Raw genomic sequence first — 18255 nt, forward strand, 5'->3', positions numbered from 1 at the left:
AGGCGACGTGACTACTGTTCTGACACCTGCGAGCCCGCTGACCGCGGCTGACCGCTGCGACCGCTGCGGCGCCCAGGCCTACCTGCGCGTCGTACTCGCCAGCGGCGGAGAGCTGCTCTTCTGCGCCCACCACGGCCGGAAGTTCGAGCCCGAGCTCAAGAAGATCGCCGTCGAGATACAGGACGAGAGCGGCCGTCTCGGCGCCACCACGGCCGCTACGGCCACCGACGACGACCGCTGACCGCGGGCGTCGCCACCAGCAGCCAGCGTCGAGCTGTGTCCGGCCGCACACCTAACGCGACCGGTGAGCCGGGCGACCGACCCCCTCGGGGGCGGTCGCCCGGCTCTGCTGTTCTCCGAGCTGTTCGCGGAACGGCTCTCCGGCGTTCGCGTTCACCGGCGTCCGCCTGGGCGATGCGGCCCGACGCGACGTCAGAACGTAACCGCTCCCTCACGCGCCGCGACGCTCACAGCACCGAGCGCACCGCGTCCGCGACCGAGGACACCCGCGTGTAGACGCCCGGGTGGCCCGCCTCGGCACAGCCCGTCCCCCAGGACACCAGGCCGACCAGCCGACCGCCGACGATCAGCGGACCGCCGCTGTCGCCCTGGCAGGCGTCCTTGCCTCCCTTCTCCTCGCCCGCGCAGACCATGCCCCGGGCATCGAACTTGCCGTCCCGCCCACCCGGGTAGGCGTGCGCACAGGTCTCGTCCGGGACGATCGGCACCTCCACCCCCCGCAGCACGGGCGAGTAGTCTCCCCGCCCGGTGCTGTCGCCCCAGCCGAACACCTGGGCCCTGGTGTCAGCGGTGTACGGCGCGGTCTCGCCCTGGCCGACCAGCTCGACGACCGGCCGGGAGCCCTGGGGCTCGGTGAGGGTGAGCACCGCGACGTCGTTCATGTTGGCGGCGAAGGAGTAGTCGGGGTGGATCCAGACCGACTGCACCGTCACCTCCTGACCGGCCGTACCGCGCAGGTCGTCCCGGCCGACGATCACCTTGAGGCCCGGCCGGTCCACCCGGCCCTTGGCCTCGTCGTAGAAGCAGTGCGCGGCCGTCATCACCTTGGTCGGGCTGACCAGCGCGCCCCCGCAGAACTGGCCGGAGCGGCCGGCGCCGAACTGCTGGCGGCTGGCCAGCGCCACGACCCACGGGTGGTCGGTCGTGCTCTCGGCATTGCCACCGACCACCCGGCGCTGTGCCTCGGCCGGCGCCGCCGTCCCGAGGGCGACCAGCGGGACGGGGACGGCGGCGAGCAGCGCCAGCAGGGCGGCGCGGCATCGGCCGTGGCCCGCCCGGGCGGCGGCCGGGTCCGCCCGGGGCGTGGCGGGGGTCGACAGGTCAGTGCGGTCCGGCTCGGTCGGCACCGTGACTCCAGAAGGCTCGGCAGCAGGCAACCGGCACAGCGTAGGTGACCAGCTACAGTGCGCGACCACTTACCGACACGCCGCCACCCGGACGAGCGACAACCACCACCCGGACGCTGACGCGCCGGAGCCCGGACAGCCGTGAAGGCCCGGAGCCGTACGGCTCCGGGCCTTCACGTGGAGTACTGCTGCCGATCAGTCCAGGTAGTCGCGCAGCACCTGGGAGCGCGACGGGTGGCGCAGCTTCGACATGGTCTTCGACTCGATCTGGCGGATGCGCTCGCGGGTGACCCCGTACACCTTGCCGATCTCGTCGAGCGTCTTCGGCTGGCCGTCGGTCAGGCCGAAGCGCATCGAGACCACGCCGGCCTCTCGCTCGGACAGGGTGTCCAGCACCGAGTGCAGTTGTTCCTGGAGCAGGGTGAAGGAGACCGCGTCGGCCGGGACGACCGCCTCGGAGTCCTCGATCAGGTCACCGAACTCGCTGTCGCCGTCCTCGCCCAGCGGGGTGTGCAGCGAGATCGGCTCACGGCCGTACTTCTGGACCTCGATGACCTTCTCGGGGGTCATGTCGAGTTCCTTGGCCAGCTCCTCCGGGGTGGGCTCGCGGCCCAGGTCCTGGAGCATCTGGCGCTGGACGCGGGCCAGCTTGTTGATGACCTCGACCATGTGCACCGGGATGCGGATGGTGCGGGCCTGGTCGGCCATGGCGCGGGTGATCGCCTGGCGGATCCACCAGGTGGCGTAGGTGGAGAACTTGTAGCCCTTGGTGTAGTCGAACTTCTCGACCGCACGGATCAGACCCAGGTTGCCCTCCTGGATCAGGTCCAGGAAGAGCATGCCGCGACCGGTGTAGCGCTTGGCCAGCGAGACCACCAGGCGGAGGTTGGCCTCCAGCAGGTGGTTCTTGGCCCGGCGGCCGTCCTCGGCGATGATCTCCAGCTCGCGCTTGAGCTTGGGGGCGAGCTTGTCGGCGGCCGAGAGCTTGTCCTCGGCGAACAGGCCGGCCTCGATGCGCTTGGCGAGCTCGACCTCCTGCTCGGCGTTGAGCAGCGGGACCTTGCCGATCTGCTTCAGGTAGTCCTTGACCGGGTCGGCGGTGGCACCGGCGACGGCGACCTGCTGGGCCGGCGCGTCGTCCTCGTCGTCGTCGGAGAGGACGAAGCCCTCCGACTCCTCCTCCGGGCCGTCGCCCTCGGCCTTGTCCGCCGGCGCAGCCGCCTCTTCGAGCAGCTCCTCCTCGCCGAGCAGCTCCTCGTCGCCCTTGCCGCCCTTGGTGGCGGCGGTCTTCTTGGCGGCGGTCTTCTTGGCCGGCGCGGCGGTCTTCTTGGCCGCGGCCTTCTTGGCCGGCGCGGCCTTCTTCGCCGGAGCCGCCTTCACACCGGCGACTGCGACGGATGCCGCTTCAACGGTGATCTCGGCGGAGACGGTGGGGGCCGGGGCCGCGGCGGCGGCCGCGACGGCCGGAGCCGCGACGGGGGCGCCGGGCGCGATCCGCACGGGCGGCTTGGTCGGGGCCGACGGGGCGGCCGGAGTCCGGGTGGTGACAGCCTTGGTGGCGGTGCGCTTGGTGGGGCTCTTGGCAGCAACGCTCTTGCGCTTGGCGCCGGCCGGTTCGGCCGCGCTGACCATGAGGTCCACCCCTTCCTCAATCAGCACCTGGTTGAGGCTGCGCATGACGTTCTTCCACTTGGTGACCGGGATCTGGTCCGCCTCGAACGCCTGGCGCACGTCGTCACCGGCGATCTGCCCCTGGGCCTTGCCCCGCTCGATGAGCGCCAGCAGAGCCGCGGACTCGGCGATCTCGGGGGGAAGCGAACGGGATGTGCTGGCCGACACGAACAACCTCTCGGACGATGAGTGGACTCGAACCCGTACCGGCCGCCCGAGCGGGCGGGGAAGGAAATCGCGCGTCAGGCGCGCGGTGTCGATTCCGACCGACTCGGGCTTGAGGACTGGGTTTGCAGGACGGCAGCAGCGCCGCGGACCAACACAGCATTCTGACATGTTGGAGTATTCCGGAGCTGCTCCCGCTCAGGAGACATCGCTGCTACTCGTCAAGTGTTACGCATGGCCTTCGTGTCGCGGGTCACACCACTTGGCGCCCGCGGCCACCGGGCCGACTTCCATCATCGCGCACTCGCACCGAAACGTTTTTGTCATGGCGCGGGCGGGCTCCGCGGGGCTGGGCCCCCGGATCCTCCGACGCGCCGCGCGCATGTAGGCGGCGCGCATGCAAAGGCCCCCCGACTGCGTCGCGCGGTGCGGCCGGGGGGGCCTGGTGGAGCGGACCGCCGGGGTCCGGTGCCTCCACTCGTCGGGACAGCCCGTTCAGTGCTCCCGGGGCGCGGGGACGGACGGCTCGATCTCGGGGTGGACGGTGAGCAGCGCCCGCACCGCGACCTCGGCCGCCGCCCCGTCGCCGGCGCCCAGCGCGTCCACCAGCCGGGCGTGCAGGCCGACCGAGGACTCGGACGGGCGCTCGCAGGAGATCGCCGGGCCGCCGGAGACCTGCAGCGCGCAGGCGACGATCGCGGACAGGTGCTCCAGCATCCGGTTGCCGGCCATCTGCAGGATCAGGCCGTGCAGCTCGGCGTCGGCCCGAGTGTAGGTGGACAGGTCGGCCTGGGCGGCGGCGTGGCCCATGATCTCGACCAGCTCGACCAGCCGCTGCTGGACGTCCTCGCGGCCGTGGCCGGCGGCGAGCCGCGCGGCCAGCGGGTCGATCGACCAGCGGAGCTCGAACAGCTCCCGGCGCTGCTCGTCCCGCTGCGGGCCGAAGGCGCGCCACTCGATGATGTCCGGGTCCAGCAGGTTCCAGTCACTGACCGGACGGACCCGGGTGCCGACGTTCGGCCGGGCGCTGACCAGGCCCTTGGCCTCCAGCACGCGCAGCGACTCGCGGACGACGGTCCGGGACACCTCGAACCGCTGGCCGATCTCCTCCGGGACCAGCGGGCGGTCGGCACCGAGATCGCCGGAGACGATCATCTGGCCGAGCTGCTGGACGAGCTGGCCGTGCAGACCACGGCCACGGCTGCTGGTGGTCTTGCGGCCGACCCGGGAGATCTCGGACTCGGCGCCCTCCCAGCGGGGCGCCGGCGGGGCCGGCCGGTCGGCGTACGAGAAGCGGTCCAGGTCGCCGGAGCCGTGGATGGGCCCTTCGGCAGAACGGGCGGGGGTCATGGTGGGGTGCGCAAGGGTACTCACGCCTCCTTTGTCGGCGATCGGCAGGCGTGGCTTGAGAATTCTCGTGAAAAGCACACGAAAGGGTGATCGCCCGTGACTGGATAATTGACTTCTTATCAGGAAGAACCGCTCATTACGGTCACTGCTGGTCGATCTTGGTAGTTCAGGGCGGCCGGTGCCCCGGAGCGAGCCCTCCGAGGCCCGACGGCACGCCCTACAGCGCCCGGCGGCGGACCTGGACGAGCAGTGCGACGAGCAGCAGCGCGGCCGCGGGGGCCGCGATCGCCGCGAGCAGCGCCGGATCCGTCAGCGCCGCGCTCCCGGACGCCCCGCTCGCACCGCCGTACACCCAGCCGTAGGCCCACTCGATGCCGGACTGGAACGGCAGCAGCTCGGCCGCGCGGGCCGGCCACGGCCGGCCGGTGTGACGCAGCAGCAACGCGACACCGGACTCCAGCAGCGGCGGCAGCGCGCACAGCAGCAGCACCCCGGCGGCGGCACTGCGGGTCAGCGACGCCGTCAGCACCCCCGTCCAGGCGGCCACGACCGTCAGCAGGACGAACGCCAGCAGCGCGGCCGGCACCCCGTGCCCGGCCACCAGCGCCAGCGGGGCGAAGGCGACCGGCAGGTCGGACAGCCCGGACAAGCCGGCGCCGGTCAGCGCCTCGGACACCCGCGCCGACAGCCCCGCGGGCTCCGCCCAAGCCCCCACCGTCACCCCGCCCGGCAACGCGAGATGCACGGCCACCGTGTCGAACAGCAGCGTGGCCAACGCCAGCAGCGCCGCCACGGGGCCGACCACCAGCAGCTTGGCCAACAGCAGCCGCACCCGGCGCGGGTACGACACCAGCGAGGCCGGCAACCCCGGGTGCCGCACCTCGTGCCCGTAGGACAGCGCGCCCAGCACGCCGGCTCCGAGCGCCGCGAACGGCAGCGGGATCAGCGGGACGGCGGCCGTCAGCAGCCGCACGCCTTCCGGGGCGGACAGCGGACCGTCCGGGGCCTGGCTCGCCAGGACCGCGGCCACGACGGTGTCGCCGAGCAGCACGGCGGCGATCAGCAGCCAGGTGGAACGCAGGCCGCGCAGACGGCGCAGTTCGTAGGCCAGGACACGCACGATTCACTCGCTCCGGTGGTCGTCGGGGGTGGCGGGCGCCGAGGCAGCGGTCGCGCCCGAGGTGAGACGGCGCAGGCGGACGGTGTCGTCGGCCAGCAGCTCGGTGTGCTCCCGGCGGGCCGGAGTCCTGGCCCGGGCGGACTCCTCGGGCGGGCGGGGGTCGTCGCGGAAGAGCCGCTCGACGGTGACGGTGGGGGCCTGCCCGGTCCGGCCGGCTCGCTCGGCGGATCCGGTGGTGGGCTCGGTTCGCCTGCCCTGCTCGGCCGGCCTGCCTTCCTCGGTTCGCCGTCCTTGCTCGGCCGGCCGTGGGGCTGGGGTGCCGAGGACCGGGAGGGCGGCGGCGACCACGGCGACGGGCAGCGCGCGGGCGGGCAGGGACACGTCGCCCCGGCGCCGCGGAGCCCGGCGCTGACGGGTGGTGACGGCCTCGCTGTCGGCCTCGGGGGCGGACCCGGAAGGGGGCTCGGAGGTCCGCTCGGCGGCGGGCGTGGCCTCGGGCTCGGTGACGGGCTCGGCGGCAGGCGCTGCGGCAGGCGCAGGAACGAGCGCGGTGGCAGGTGCAGGGACGAGCGCGGCGGCGGCCTTGGCGGCGGAGGCTGCCGCCCGGGTGGTGGCGGCTTCGGCCGGGGCGGGCAGTTGGACGGCCCCGGGGGCTCGCTCCACCGCGGGCTCGGGGCCCGGTTCGGTCTCGGGCGCCGGGCGGACCTTGAGGTGGCCGGAGCGGCCCGAGCCGACCGGCAGGACGGCCCGGGGCGCCGGCTGCTCGACCACCCGGTCGGCCAGCTCGTGCAGCAGGATCCCGTGTCGGTAGGCGAGTTCGCCGATCTCGGTGCGGTCGATGCCGGCCACCGCGAGGCCCACGCTGCCGTCCCGGCGGACCTCGGCGCCCTGCCTGACCAGCAGATCCGCCAACCGCGCCATCTGCGGCCCCCGGACGGCCACTTCGGGGCTCAGCCTGGTCCGGCGGAACTCCGCGACCGGCTGGTCGGCCACCAGGCGGCCGCGGTCCAGGGTGACGACCCGGTCCGCGAGCTGCGAGGCCTCCTGCGCCGTGCGGGTGGTGACCAGGACCGTGCCGCCGGCGACGGCGAAGGACCGCAGGAAGGCGTGGAACCACTCGACGTTGCGCGGCGACAGCCCTTCGGTCGGCGCGTCCAGCAGCAGCGTGCCGGGGTCGCCGAGCAGGGCCGCGGCCAGCGCCAGGCGGCGGTGCATGCCGGGCGAGAAGGTGCGCAGCCGCTGCCCGGCGACGGTGGCCAGCCGGGTCTGCTCCAGCAGTTCGTCGGCCCGCCCGGCCGGGACGCCGACGGCCGCCGCGAGCATCCGCAGGTGGCTTTGCGCCCGGTGCCCAGGGTGCCCGGCGACGGCGGCCGTACCGTCGCCCGGGCCGGGCAGCAGCACACCGACCTCGCGTTCGGGGCGGCGGAGCCGGCGGTAGGGGCGGCCGTCGAAGAGCGTGACGCCCTGGCCGCGTTCGAGTCCGATCATCAAGCGCAGCGCGGTGGACTTGCCCGCGCCCTCGGCGCCGAGCAGCGCGGTCACCATGCCGGGCCGGGCGTCGAAGGTCAGATCCAGGACCGCGGGCGGGAAACCCTTGCGGTAGGTCTTGGTCAGTCCGGTGATCTGGATCATCGCTGGCTGCTCCCATGCCGTCGGCCGACCTGCTCGGCGCGGAGCGGCCTCTGAGGCGCCGGCGTGCGCCCGCACGACTCCGCGCCAGCACATTAGGGGGCGGCGACGGCTATTCCGGGCATTGCGGGAACGGCGCGGGGCCGCCTACCGCCCGCCTCACCCGATCAGGGGAAAATCCGATGCTGCGGTTCACGGGCCCGCCGTCGCAGAGTCACGGGGCATGGAGACATTGGGAGACATGGAGGTGGAAACGTGGCGGCGTGGGCAGGAGCCAGGCCGGTTCCCGGCCGCCGCTACCGGGTCGGCCAAGGCAGCGGCGGGAGCTTCTCGCCGCCGCAGACCGCCCGGAACTCGTCGACGGCGGCCTGGCCCTCGACGGCGATCTGGCCCAGTTGCTCGCGCTCGGCGGCCAGCCTCTCCTGCGCGGCGGCGATCGACTCGGGCGCGGCCTGCGCGGCCTGCAGGTCGGCCAGCTCCGTCTCCGTGAGGGTGGTGGTCGCGTCGAGGCTCTTGTAGTCGGCGGCCAGCCCCTCGATGAGGAATCGCTGGTGCGCGCAGTCCTTGAGGGCCATCGCGGGGCTCCTGGGGTCGGGGAGTCCTTCGGCCCGGCGGCCGAGGCAATCACCGACACTCTGCGCCGGTGCCCCCGTGGCCGCAGCCAGGCCGGGCCATTCGGCTCCCCGGGGACCGGCCGCCGAGCAGCGCAGCCGGGCCCGTTCGGCGGGGCTCAGGCCTCCGGACGGAGCATGGGCGGGTTGAGGTCGGTCGCGCCGCCGGCCGTGAACAGCTGTGCCGGACGGCCGCCCTGACGGGTCGTCGTGCCGCCGGAGGGCAGCAGGAAGCCGGGGGTGCCGGTGACCTTGCGGTGGAAGTTCCGCGGGTCCAGAGCCACGCCCCAGACCGCCTCGTAGACCCGGCGCAGCTCGCCGACGGTGAACTCGGTCGGGCAGAAGGCCGTGGCGAGGGAGGAGTACTCGATCTTGGAGCGGGCGCGCTCCACGCCGTCGGCGAGGATCAGCCCGTGGTCGAAGGCGAGCGGGACGCCGTCGACCGGGCTGTCGCCGAGGAGGTCACCGACCGGGGCCCAGCGGGCGCTGCTGGCGTCGCCGCCGGCCCGGGGCGTCGGCAGGTCGGGCGCGAGCACCAGGTAGGCGACGCTGACCACGCGCATCCGGGGGTCGCGCTGCGGGTGGCCGTAGGTGGCCAGCTGCTCCAGATGGGCGCCGGCCGCACCGGCGCCGATCGCGTCGTGGCCGGGGGCGGAGTGGGCGCGCAGGCCGGTCTCCTCGGCCAGCTCCCGGGAGGCGGCCTCGGCCAGGCCCTCGTCAGGGCGGACGAAGCCGCCGGGCAGCGCCCAGTACCCCTGGAACGGCGGCTCGCCCCGTCTGACCAGCAGGGCGCAGAGCGAGTGATCGCGCACCGTCAGCACCACCAGGTCAACCGTGACAGCGAACGGGGGGAAGGCCGACGGATCGTAACGCGACATGGCGACGATCATAGTCGTCTCTCTGACGATAAGCACAGGCCTGCGCGCGGGCCTGCGCACCGGTCGGTGGACTGGTCGGTGGGCTGGTCGGCGCACCGGCCGACTCGGGTGCACGCCCGGACGGTGGCCGGCCCGCCCGGCACCGTTCGCGCACGGGCGGGCGGGGACTCACCGGCGTGAAGTCGCCGCAGCGGTGCCACCGCCGGTCAGCGGGCGACGAGCTGCAGGCTCGCCGATGCCTCCTCGACCATCGCCACGCCGATCCGGCTGACCCGGACCGAGAAGGGCTCGCCCGCCACCCGCAGTCCGGTCAGCTCCAGCTCGCCGAGCGGCGCGGTGCTGGCCGGGCGGACCAGGACCCGACCGCCCGGGACGTCTGGGCGGACCCCGGCGAGGGCGAACACCGCGTGCGCGGCACCGGCCGCGGAAACCGCTGCCGGGCGGCAGGCGGCCGGGTGCGGCACGGGCGGGCTGCCGGGGATGCGCTGCTCCCCCGCATACATCTCCGGCAGCCGCCCCTCGAAGTGGGCGGCCGCGGCGAGCAAGCCCTCCAGCAGGGTGCCGGCCTCGTTCTCGTGGCCGGCCTCGGCCAGCCCGGCGACCGCCAGCGCGGTCTCGTGGACCCGCACCGCGCCGCCGCGGTGACCGAGGGGGTTGAACCGGGCGGACTTGGCGCTCAGGGTGCGCAGGCCCCAGCCGCTGTCCAGCTCGGGCGCGACCAGGCGCTGGGCGAACAGCCGGGTCTGCTCACGGTCCAGCAGGCTCTCGTGCCGGCTGCCGTCGGCGGCGAGCCCGGTGTCCAGCAGGTGCACCAGGGAGGAGGCGACGGCGGGCAGCGGCTGGCCGCCCGGGGCCAGCCCTGCGGCGGGGCGGCCGCCGGAGAGGTCGTCGATCCAGAACCGGTCACGGAAGCGCCCGCGCAGCCCGGCAGCCCAGCCCCGCCAGTCCTCGGCGCCCGGGCGGCCGAAGGCCTCCAGCAGCTCGGCGCCGTGCAGGGCGGCGCGGTGGGCCTGCGCCTGGACCTCCGCGCGGGCGGCGACCGGGTGGGCGGAGCGCTCCTCGACCGGGCGGCTCAGGTCGGTGACGAAGCCGTCGACCAGTCCCTCGCGCAGGGCGGCCAGGGCTCGCTCGGCAGCCGGGAGCAGCTCGGCCACCTCCGCCCGGGGCAGGCCCCAGCGCCAGGCCTCGGTCAGCACCGTGACGAACAGCAGGGTGGCCTCGGTCGCGGTGCAGGTGGGCGGCAGCTCCGGGCCGCCGTGCCGCAGGGCGCCGGGCAGCAGTCCCTCGGTGCGGCCCGGGGCGGGGGCGAGCTGCTGACGGCGGGCCAGCGCCCGGAGGGTGCCGGCGGCCAGCCGGGTACCCAGCGGCAGGGTCAGCCGGGCGGCCCAGAGCGCGTCGGCCGGTGCGAGGCCGAAGCGCCAGGGCGCGCCGGAGGCCGGGTAGAGGTCGGTCGGGCGGTCCGGGTCGGCGAACAGCAGCCCGCCGAGGGCGTCCAGGGAGCGGGAGACCAGCGGGGCGGCCCGGGAGTCGTCGCTGCGGACCTCCGGCTCGGACCACGGCAGCGGGACACCGGTGCCGCGCCCGCCCGGCGGGCGGGGGCCGGTGGCTGCGCTCTCCAGTTCGGTGCGCAGCTCGACGGACCAACGGGCGCCGGGCTGGACCTCCAGGTCCCAGCGGAGCACCCCCGCGCCGGCCAGGACGGCGTGCGGGGAGGGTTTGGCGCTGACCACCGCACTGTGCACGGGGCCCGTCCAGCGCAGCCCGGCGGACTGCACCTGGCCCGGCAGGTCGGGCGAGCGGTGTCCGGTGGCGATCTCGGCGACCGGTCCGAGGTCAGTGCCGAGGGCGATTTCCAGCGGCAGCCTGGCGGGCCGCGGGCCGGTGTTGCGCACGACGACGGTCTCCACGCCGTCCGCGTGGCGCAGCCGCTCGACGGTGAGCGCCGGATCCGGGTCGAGGTCGCCGGGGAGGCGGACGGCGCCGAGGAAGCGGGCCTCGGCGGTGCTGGTCAGGGTGCCGTGGAGCGGGAGCGGCTCCATGCCGCCCAGCCGCAGCTCCATCCGGGCGAGCGCCCGGACGCCGTTGCGGTAGAAGCCGTGCAGGCCGTGGCCGCGCAGCTGGCCGTCGGGGCCGGAGGCGGCCATCGCCGGGGCGTTGACGCAGATCACCGCGTGGTGGACGGCGGGGGGCTGCGGGCGCGGCGGGGCCGTGGGGCGGCCCGCGCCGACGGGCCCCGGGGGCGCGACCTGGTCGGGACGGCCGACCGGTCTCGGCGCGCCGACCACGCTCTCGGCCGGCATGGCCTGTGGTGGCCTCATGGCGGTCACCGGACTCTCCTCCCCTCGGCGGTCCGGTGGCCGGGTCAGGCCGGTGGGCCGCGAGCATGCTCGATGGCGTGCTGTTGGTGCCGGGCCGGCGGGGTTTCCCGTCGGCGGGTGTGCCGTGTCTGGCCGTACCCGTGGGTGGGTCGTGCCATGCGGTGCTCGGTACCGGGCCGGTACCGGCGCGCCGCGCCTTCGTGCCGGGGCCGCCACCGCGCCTGGGCCACCGTCAGGTCCGGCACCCCGGACCGTCGGTGACGCCTGCCCGTGGCCAGGGGCCACCGGGCCGCCGGCCCGACCGGTCCTTCGGCGGTGACCGCCGGCGGCGCCCGGGGCGGCCGGGCGCCGTGCCACCGGGCGGGCCCCGTCCGTGCGCGGACCCCCGGGGTGAACGCCGCGCACTGCCGCCAGGTCACGCCCCGCCGCGGCCGGCGCTGGTCGGGCCCTGGTCCGCCGGGCGGCCGCGCCGCTTGCGCGGGAACATCGCCGGCACGTCCCAGGGGCGTGGCCGCGGGTCCGCCGCCGCCTGCGGACGGGGCTCAACCCGGGGGTTTCCGGGCCGCCGCCTGCGTGGGTTTCGGCCCGGTGCCGACCGGTCGCGGCCGCCTGGTCGGGTGGACGGGGGCGGTCGAACCGGCGCTCGACGGCGCCAGGATACGGTGCGGTGGTCGCGGCCCCCGCACCCGGTGACCCCGTGAACCGCGACGCCATCACTGTGACCAGCAGAGACCGAGGAGTTGCATGTCCACCGTCAGCCGGCTGCCCGGAATTGTCACGACCCATCACGTCTTCCAGGCCCCTCTCGACCACACCGCCCCGCAGGGCGAGCAGATCGAGGTGTACGCCCGCGAGGTCGTGGCGGCCGGCCGCGAGCGGGACGACCTGCCCTGGCTGGTCTTCCTCCAGGGTGGCCCCGGCGGCAAGGCCGCCCGTCCGCTCGGGCGGGACTCCTGGCTGGAGCGCGCCCTGGACGACTACCGGGTGCTCCTGCTCGACCAGCGCGGCACCGGGCGGTCCACTCCCGCGACCCGGCAGACCCTCGCCCGGCGCGGCGGCCCGCAGGAGCAGGCGGACTACCTGACCCACTTCCGCGCGGACTCGATCGTCCGGGACGCCGAGCTGATCCGCACCCGGCTGCTCGGCGCAGACCGCCGCTGGAGCGTGCTCGGCCAGAGCTTCGGCGGCTTCTGCACCCTCACCTACCTCTCCATCGCCCCCGAAGGCCTGACCGAGGCCTTCATCACCGGCGGTCTGGCCGGCCTCGGCAGCTCGGCCGACGACGTCTACCGCGCCGCCTACCCGCGCGTGGTCGGCAAGAACGAGGGCCACTACGCCCGGTTCCCGCAGGACGTCGAGGCGGTGCGGCGGATCGCAGCCCACCTCGCGGACTCCCCCGCGACCCTGCCGGACGGCGGGCTGCTCACCGTCGAGGCGTTCCAGGCCCTCGGGCTGCTGCTCGGCGGCGGCAACGGCTCCGGCGTCCTGCACTACCTGCTGGAGGAGGCCTGGGTGGAGGGCGCGGCCGGGCCCGAGCTCTCCGACACCTTCCTGGCCGGCGCCCAGGCCCAGCTCTCCTTCGCGGGCGGTCCGCTGTACGCGGTGCTCCACGAGTCGATCTACGGCCAGCGGTCGGTGGACCAGGGTGGCACCGCCTGGTCGGCTGAGCGGATCCGCGCGGAGTTCCCGCAGTTCGACGCCCGGGCCGCGCTGGCGTCCGACGCGCCGGTGCTGTTCACCGGGGAGATGATCTACCCCTGGATGTTCGACACCGACCCGGCGCTGCGCCCGCTGAAGGAGACCGCGGAACTGCTCGCCGCCCGCACCGACTGGCCCGACCTGTACGACCGGGCGCGGCTGGCCGCCAACAGCGTGCCGGTCGTGGCGGCGGTGTACCACGACGACATGTACGTCGACACCGCCGACTCGCTGGAGACCGCCCGCGCGGTGCGCGGCCTGCGGACCTGGATCACCAACGAGTGGGAGCACGACGGCCTGCGGTCGAGCGGCGGCAAGGTGCTGGACCGCCTGATCAGGATGGCGCACGGCGAGGCGTAGCGGCCGGCGGCCCGGTGCGGGGAGCGGTTCAGCGCGCACGGCGGCCGCTTTTCGCCGCCCGTCGGACGCCCCGGCAGCGGTGGAGTCCGCTTCCGGCGCGGGCGGCGGCGGACGCGCACGCCGCCGCGCGGCCGAGCCGAAGGCCCCGTGCGGACCGCTTCCCGGCCGCCGTGGTGCCTTCCTGAGCCGGGGCCCGACCCGGCGCCGGCAGCAGGGCGACCGCTCCGGGGCCGCTCGCGTGCGGCGCCGCCCCGCCGGGGCGCTCGGAGCCGCCCGGGCCCGGATCGATCGGCGCGGGGGCGGATGCCGGTGCTGGTGCTGCGGTCGCCCCCTTCCGGCGGCCGCCGCGGCGGCGCCGTCGTGCTCCGGAGCCCCGGCCGGGCGGCTCGCCCGTCACCGCTGCCACCGGGGCGGCGGGTGCCGGATCGGCGCTGTCGGCGGGCGGCGGCGGTTCGTCGGCCGGGGCCGGCACGGGCACCCGCTCCTCGCGCCGCCGTCGCTGGGCCTCGACGGCGGCGAGCAGCGCCCCGGGCGTCATGCCGTCGTTCAGCGATTCGTAGAGCAGCTCGGCCAGCAGGTAGTCCGGGGCCAGCCGCAGCGCGTGGCCCAGTACGACGCGGGCCGTCGCGGTGTCCCCGGCGACCCAGGAGGCCCAGGCGAGCAAGGTGAGGGGGGCCACCGCGCAGCCCTCGTAGGGCGGCACGGCGTGCCGGGCGAGGTGCCGCCAGAGCCGCTCGGCGGGAGCCAGCTCGGCGGGGCGGACGAACTCGACGCCGCGATCCCGGACGGTCCGGTCCCGCAGGGCGAACAGCAGCCGGGCCGTCCGGTCCGCGTCGAGCTCCCGGGCGCCGGCCGCGAACTCGACGACGGCCTGGTCGAGCAGGGCGATGCCCTGCTCCCTGGAGAGAGCCTCCGCGCCCGCCTCGGCCCGGGCCAGCGCCTCGCGCCGGTCGGCGTCCTGCGGCGGGCCGACCGGGGACAGGCCACCGATGATCGCCTTCCGGCTGCCGCGCGGCACCAGGCCGGCGACCGTCGCCGCGGCGGCCGCGGGGCCCGGACCGCGGCGCACCGGATTGCCCGCCGGATCGCAGCAGCCGTCGCCGCGGCAGAGGAAGGACCACCAGCGGCCGTCCGAGACGCACAGCGACTCCTTGACCGCGACGCCCCGCCTCCCGAAGGCCGCCCGGAGGCCGTCCGCCAGCGGCCGCAGCCCGTCCACCACCGGCGGGGCGTGTGCCGTGGCGGGATCCTGGCAGAGGTAGAGCAGCACCTGGAGCGGCCGGGGGCCGCGCCGTTCGGAGAGGGCGACCAGCAGGGCGGCCGCCTCCTCCGCGGCGGCCGGCCACTGCTCGGGCGAGGCCGGGAGGTCCGCCCGGATCACCCCGCCCTGGTGCAGTTCGGGGCCCTGGAGGCCGACCGCGACGATGCTGTCGTCGGGGTAGAACCCCAGGAGGTAGGGCAGCAGCTCGGCCATGTCGGCCGGACCGCGCATGACGACCGGCCGGTGTTCGGAGGCCGGGCCGAGGGACAGAGTGACGTGTTCGTTGTTCATCGCGTTCATGGCCGCAAGACTGCGCGCAATCCGCGAGCGATGCGGGAATCACGTCTTTTTCTGTGGATAACTCCGGCCCCGAATTTCCCTTCACTCATTCGGCGCACGTGACACTCCCTCGCACGAGTGGATTTTGACTGCCGTTCAGCGGATCAGCGGATGAAATACACCTCACCTTCCCCTGGTCCGGCTCCCCGGCATTCGCCGCTTGTCGGCGGCACGGGGTTACATGGACGCCATGCAGCAGCCCGACACCCACACCACCGCCACCGCCGACCGCGCCGAGGTCCGAGCGCGGGCCGAGGCCGTCCTGCGCGAGCTCGCCGGCCCCGGCGCCACCCTGCGCGAGGACCAGTGGACCGCCATCGAAGCCCTCGTGGTCGACCACCGCCGCGCCCTGGTCGTCCAGCGCACCGGCTGGGGGAAGTCCGCGGTCTACTTCATCGCCACCGCCCTGCTCCGGGCCCGCGGCGCCGGGCCGACGGTGATCGTCTCGCCACTGCTCGCCCTCATGCGCAACCAGGTGGAGTCGGCGGCCCGGGCCGGGATCCACGCCCGCACCATCAACTCGGCCAACACCGACGAGTGGGACGGGATCCAGGCCGAGGTCGCCGCCGGGAAGGTCGACGTCCTGCTGGTCAGCCCCGAGCGGCTGAACAACCCCGACTTCCGCGACCACGTGCTGCCCAAGCTCGCCGCCTCCACCGGCCTGCTGGTGGTCGACGAGGCGCACTGCATCTCGGACTGGGGGCACGACTTCCGCCCCGACTACCGCCGGCTGCGCACCATGCTCGCGGAGCTGTCGCCCGGCGTGCCGGTGCTGGCCACCACCGCCACCGCCAACGCCCGGGTCACCGCGGACGTCGCCGAGCAGCTCGGCACCGGCGCCGCCGACGAGCACGCCCTGGTCCTGCGCGGGCCGCTCGACCGGGAGAGCCTCACCCTGGGCGTGCTGGCCCTGCCCGACCCGGCGCACCGGCTCGCCTGGCTGGCCGACCACCTCGACCGGCTCCCCGGCTCGGGCATCGTCTACACCCTGACGGTGGCCGCGGCCGAGGAGGTGACGGCCTTCCTGCGCGAGCGCGGCTTCCCGGTGGCCTCCTACTCCGGCCGCACCGAGGACGCCGAGCGCCGCACCGCCGAGGCCGACCTGCTGGCCAACCGGGTCAAGGCGCTGGTGGCCACCTCCGCGCTCGGCATGGGCTTCGACAAGCCCGACCTCGGCTTCGTGGTGCACCTGGGCTCCCCCGGCTCGCCGATCGCCTACTACCAGCAGGTCGGCCGGGCCGGGCGCGGTGTGGACCGGGCCGAGGTGCTGCTGCTGCCCGGGCGCGAGGACGAGGCGATCTGGCGCTACTTCGCCTCGCTGGCCTTCCCGCCGGAGGAGCAGGTGCGCCGCACCATCGACGCGCTCGCCGAGGCCGGCCGCCCGCTCTCCACCGCCGCCCTGGAGCCCCGGGTGGACCTGCGCCGGGCCCGGCTGGAGACCATGCTCAAGGTGCTCGACGTGGACGGCGCCGTCCGCCGGGTCAAGGGCGGCTGGACGGCCACCGGGCAGAGCTGGGAGTACGACACCGCCCGCTACGCGAAGGTCGCCGCCTCCCGGGAGGCGGAGCAGCGCGCGATGCGCGATTATGCGGCGGCCACCGGCTGCCGGATGGAGTTCCTGCGCCGGCAGCTGGACGACGAGCAGGCGGCGCCGTGCGGGCGGTGCGACAACTGCGCGGGCCCGATGCACACCCCGGACATCAGCGACGGGACGCTGGCGGCGGCCCGGGCCGCGCTCGGCCGACCGGGCGTGAGCTTCGAGCCGCGCCGGCTCTGGCCGACCGGGATGGACGCGCTCGGGGTGCCGCTCAAGGGCCGCATTCCGGCGGGCGAGCAGGCCGAGACCGGCCGGGCGCTCGGCCGGCTGTCCGACATCGGCTGGGGCAACCGGCTGCGCACCCTGCTCGCCGAGCAGGCACCGGACGTGCCGGTGCCCGGCGAGGCGGTGGACGCGCTGGTGGCGGTGCTCGCCGACTGGGCCCGCGGGCCGGGCGGCTGGGCCGGGCCCGCGACGGCGGAGGGCACCAGGCTGGAGCGGCCGGTCGGCGTGGTGGCCATGGCCTCTTCGGGCCGCCCCCAGCTGGTCGGCAGCCTCGGCGCCCGGATCGCCGAGATCGGGCGGCTGCCCCTGCTCGGCCGGATCGAGTACGCCGGCGGGCTGCCGCCGCACGGGGCCCGCAGTAACAGCGCCCAGCGGCTCCATTCGCTGGCCGGGGCACTGATCCTGCCGCCGGAGGTGGAACAGGCGGTCGCGGCCGCCGGCGGGCCGGTGCTGCTGGTGGACGACCTCGTCGACTCGGGCTGGACGGTCACCGTGGCCGCCCGGCTGCTGCGCCGGGCCGGAGCGAGCGCGGTGCTGCCGCTGGTGCTGGCCGTGCAGGGGTGACGGGGCGGCGGAAGGCCGTCGAAGGGCCGACGACCTTCACTCGAATGGCCTAACAGAAAGGATCGAGCGAAGCGATATCGATCACACCGGTCAACCGGCCGGCGAAAACCGGCTGGAGAAAGGGCGGCCACCAGGCCGACGACGGTTCACCTCGCCCCTCGGGCGTTGTGGATCAAGGCCCGGCGGCACCCGGACGACGATCAAGCGAGGGAGGAACATATCCGGCAGAACATGGACTATCGGATGGCGCTCATCGTTTCATCATTGCCGCTCCGCCCTCCATGCCCCGAGAATTGGGAGGTACCCGAAACTCGGTCCACCGGACTCGCCCTTCGGCGTACCCAGGCACCCGCCTCCCCGCGGGCCAGGAAGGAGGATCGTGATCAACGGTATCGACCGAGGTCAACATCCCCTCTCCGGAGGTTCGGGGCCCAGACGGGTGCTCGACCTGGAGACCTGGACCGCCTCGGGGATCCCGTTGCTGCGCGACCCCCGCGAGTTCGTCCTGGAGCTGCACCAGCGCCACCTGCCCCAGCCCGGCACGGTCGTGATCGCCGTCCTGGACGCCCTCCACCACCTGGCGGCGTCGGCCTCCTTCATCCCGTGGCCGCACGACACCGACGGCTGGCAGCACCGGAACGCCCTGCTGGCGCACCTGCGCCGGATCATCCCGCACGACCTGCGGCTGCCCGAGCCGACCCGTACGGCCGTCCTCCTGCGCTGCCGCGACGGCGCGCCCGGCTGGACCGAACAGGACGGCGCCTGGATGTGGGCGCTGCGGGACGCGGCCGCCCTGCACGGGCTGCGCTGCGGCCCGTACATCGGGCTCACCCCGGCGGGGTGGCAGATCCTCGGGGACGGACGCAGCGGACGCAACCCACACGCGGGGTCGTGGACGGACGGGCCGGTGCACACCGTGACGGAGCTGCCGCCACGCTCGGCGCTCGACGCCCCGCGCCGCCAGCGCACCCGCCGGCAGGCGGCCGATCCGGCCGAGCAGGCCCAACCGGCCGAGTTGGCCCAGCAGGCGCAGCAAGCCCACCAGCAAGTCGAGCAGGACGAGGTGGCACCGCGCTCCCCGCAGTCCGGGCCGCCGTGGATC

At 75.2% G+C, this 18255-nt stretch carries 12 protein-coding genes and 1 pseudogene; 4 read left to right on the top strand and 9 right to left on the bottom strand.

The features are described from left to right. The first annotated feature begins 7 nt into the window (after positions 1-7). Positions 8-241, top strand: a complete 234-nt coding sequence (locus AC0B61_RS27075) for a DUF7455 domain-containing protein (RefSeq protein ID WP_030239293.1) — start codon at positions 8-10, stop codon at positions 239-241. Positions 242-467: 226 nt separating this feature from the next. On the opposite strand, the gene AC0B61_RS27080 is transcribed toward AC0B61_RS27075, so the two are convergent. From AC0B61_RS27080 to AC0B61_RS27115, 8 genes are all read right to left on the bottom strand, one after another. Further along, complete coding sequence (locus AC0B61_RS27080; RefSeq protein WP_471743599.1) at positions 468-1268, bottom strand: S1 family peptidase; 801 nt, start codon at positions 1266-1268, stop codon at positions 468-470. Positions 1269-1562: 294 nt separating this feature from the next. Further along, positions 1563-3206: an RNA polymerase sigma factor gene (locus AC0B61_RS27085; RefSeq protein ID WP_471743472.1), complete on the bottom strand. Its 1644-nt coding sequence runs from the start codon at positions 3204-3206 to the stop codon at positions 1563-1565. Between the two features lie 492 nt (positions 3207-3698). Further along, positions 3699-4631: a FadR/GntR family transcriptional regulator gene (locus AC0B61_RS27090; protein ID WP_471743474.1), complete on the bottom strand. Its 933-nt coding sequence runs from the start codon at positions 4629-4631 to the stop codon at positions 3699-3701. 139 nt (positions 4632-4770) lie between these two features. Continuing rightward, entirely contained in the window at positions 4771-5673 is a 903-nt protein-coding gene (locus AC0B61_RS27095; RefSeq protein ID WP_471743475.1) for a hypothetical protein, read from the bottom strand. A 3-nt stretch (positions 5674-5676) separates the two neighbouring features. Then, a complete protein-coding gene (locus AC0B61_RS27100; protein WP_471743476.1) occupies positions 5677-7305 on the bottom strand; it encodes an ATP-binding cassette domain-containing protein in 1629 nt (542 codons plus the stop codon). 293 nt (positions 7306-7598) lie between these two features. Next, entirely contained in the window at positions 7599-7877 is a 279-nt protein-coding gene (locus tag AC0B61_RS27105) for a hypothetical protein (RefSeq protein ID WP_471743478.1), read from the bottom strand. 155 nt (positions 7878-8032) lie between these two features. Continuing rightward, positions 8033-8791, bottom strand: coding sequence for an NUDIX hydrolase (locus AC0B61_RS27110; protein WP_471743480.1), 759 nt, complete (start codon positions 8789-8791; stop codon positions 8033-8035). 206 nt (positions 8792-8997) lie between these two features. Then, the gene (locus tag AC0B61_RS27115) at positions 8998-11109 is read right to left on the bottom strand and encodes an amylo-alpha-1,6-glucosidase (protein WP_471743601.1); all 2112 of its coding nucleotides are present in this window, start codon (positions 11107-11109) and stop codon (positions 8998-9000) included. Between the two features lie 744 nt (positions 11110-11853). On the opposite strand from AC0B61_RS27115, the gene AC0B61_RS27120 reads away from it, so the two are divergent. Then, positions 11854-13167, top strand: a complete 1314-nt coding sequence (locus AC0B61_RS27120; protein WP_471743482.1) for an alpha/beta fold hydrolase — start codon at positions 11854-11856, stop codon at positions 13165-13167. 28 nt (positions 13168-13195) lie between these two features. Here AC0B61_RS27120 and AC0B61_RS27125 read toward each other — a convergent pair whose 3' ends face one another. Further along, positions 13196-14728, bottom strand: coding sequence for a DUF4192 domain-containing protein (locus tag AC0B61_RS27125; protein WP_471743484.1), 1533 nt, complete (start codon positions 14726-14728; stop codon positions 13196-13198). Between the two features lie 229 nt (positions 14729-14957). Here AC0B61_RS27125 and AC0B61_RS27130 point away from each other — a divergent pair, with 229 nt between their 5' ends. Then, entirely contained in the window at positions 14958-17153 is a 2196-nt protein-coding gene (locus tag AC0B61_RS27130; RefSeq protein WP_471743486.1) for a RecQ family ATP-dependent DNA helicase, read from the top strand. A gap of 379 nt (positions 17154-17532) precedes the next feature. Next, positions 17533-18090: pseudogene (locus tag AC0B61_RS27135) on the top strand (hypothetical protein); the annotation flags it as partial. Positions 18091-18255: the final 165 nt, after the last annotated feature.

It is taken from the genome of Kitasatospora sp. NPDC023385, from assembly GCF_055664045.1.

Coding starts and splice junctions, on each gene's coding strand:
- AC0B61_RS27100 (WP_471743476.1), bottom strand. CDS start 7,305: ATGATCCAGATCACCGGACTGACCAAGACCTACCGCAAGGGTTTCCCG.
- AC0B61_RS27125 (WP_471743484.1), bottom strand. CDS start 14,728: ATGAACGCGATGAACAACGAACACGTCACTCTGTCCCTCGGCCCGGCC.
- AC0B61_RS27115 (WP_471743601.1), bottom strand. CDS start 11,109: ATGAGGCCACCACAGGCCATGCCGGCCGAGAGCGTGGTCGGCGCGCCG.
- AC0B61_RS27120 (WP_471743482.1), top strand. CDS start 11,854: ATGTCCACCGTCAGCCGGCTGCCCGGAATTGTCACGACCCATCACGTC.
- AC0B61_RS27105 (WP_471743478.1), bottom strand. CDS start 7,877: ATGGCCCTCAAGGACTGCGCGCACCAGCGATTCCTCATCGAGGGGCTG.
- AC0B61_RS27130 (WP_471743486.1), top strand. CDS start 14,958: ATGCAGCAGCCCGACACCCACACCACCGCCACCGCCGACCGCGCCGAG.
- AC0B61_RS27110 (WP_471743480.1), bottom strand. CDS start 8,791: ATGTCGCGTTACGATCCGTCGGCCTTCCCCCCGTTCGCTGTCACGGTT.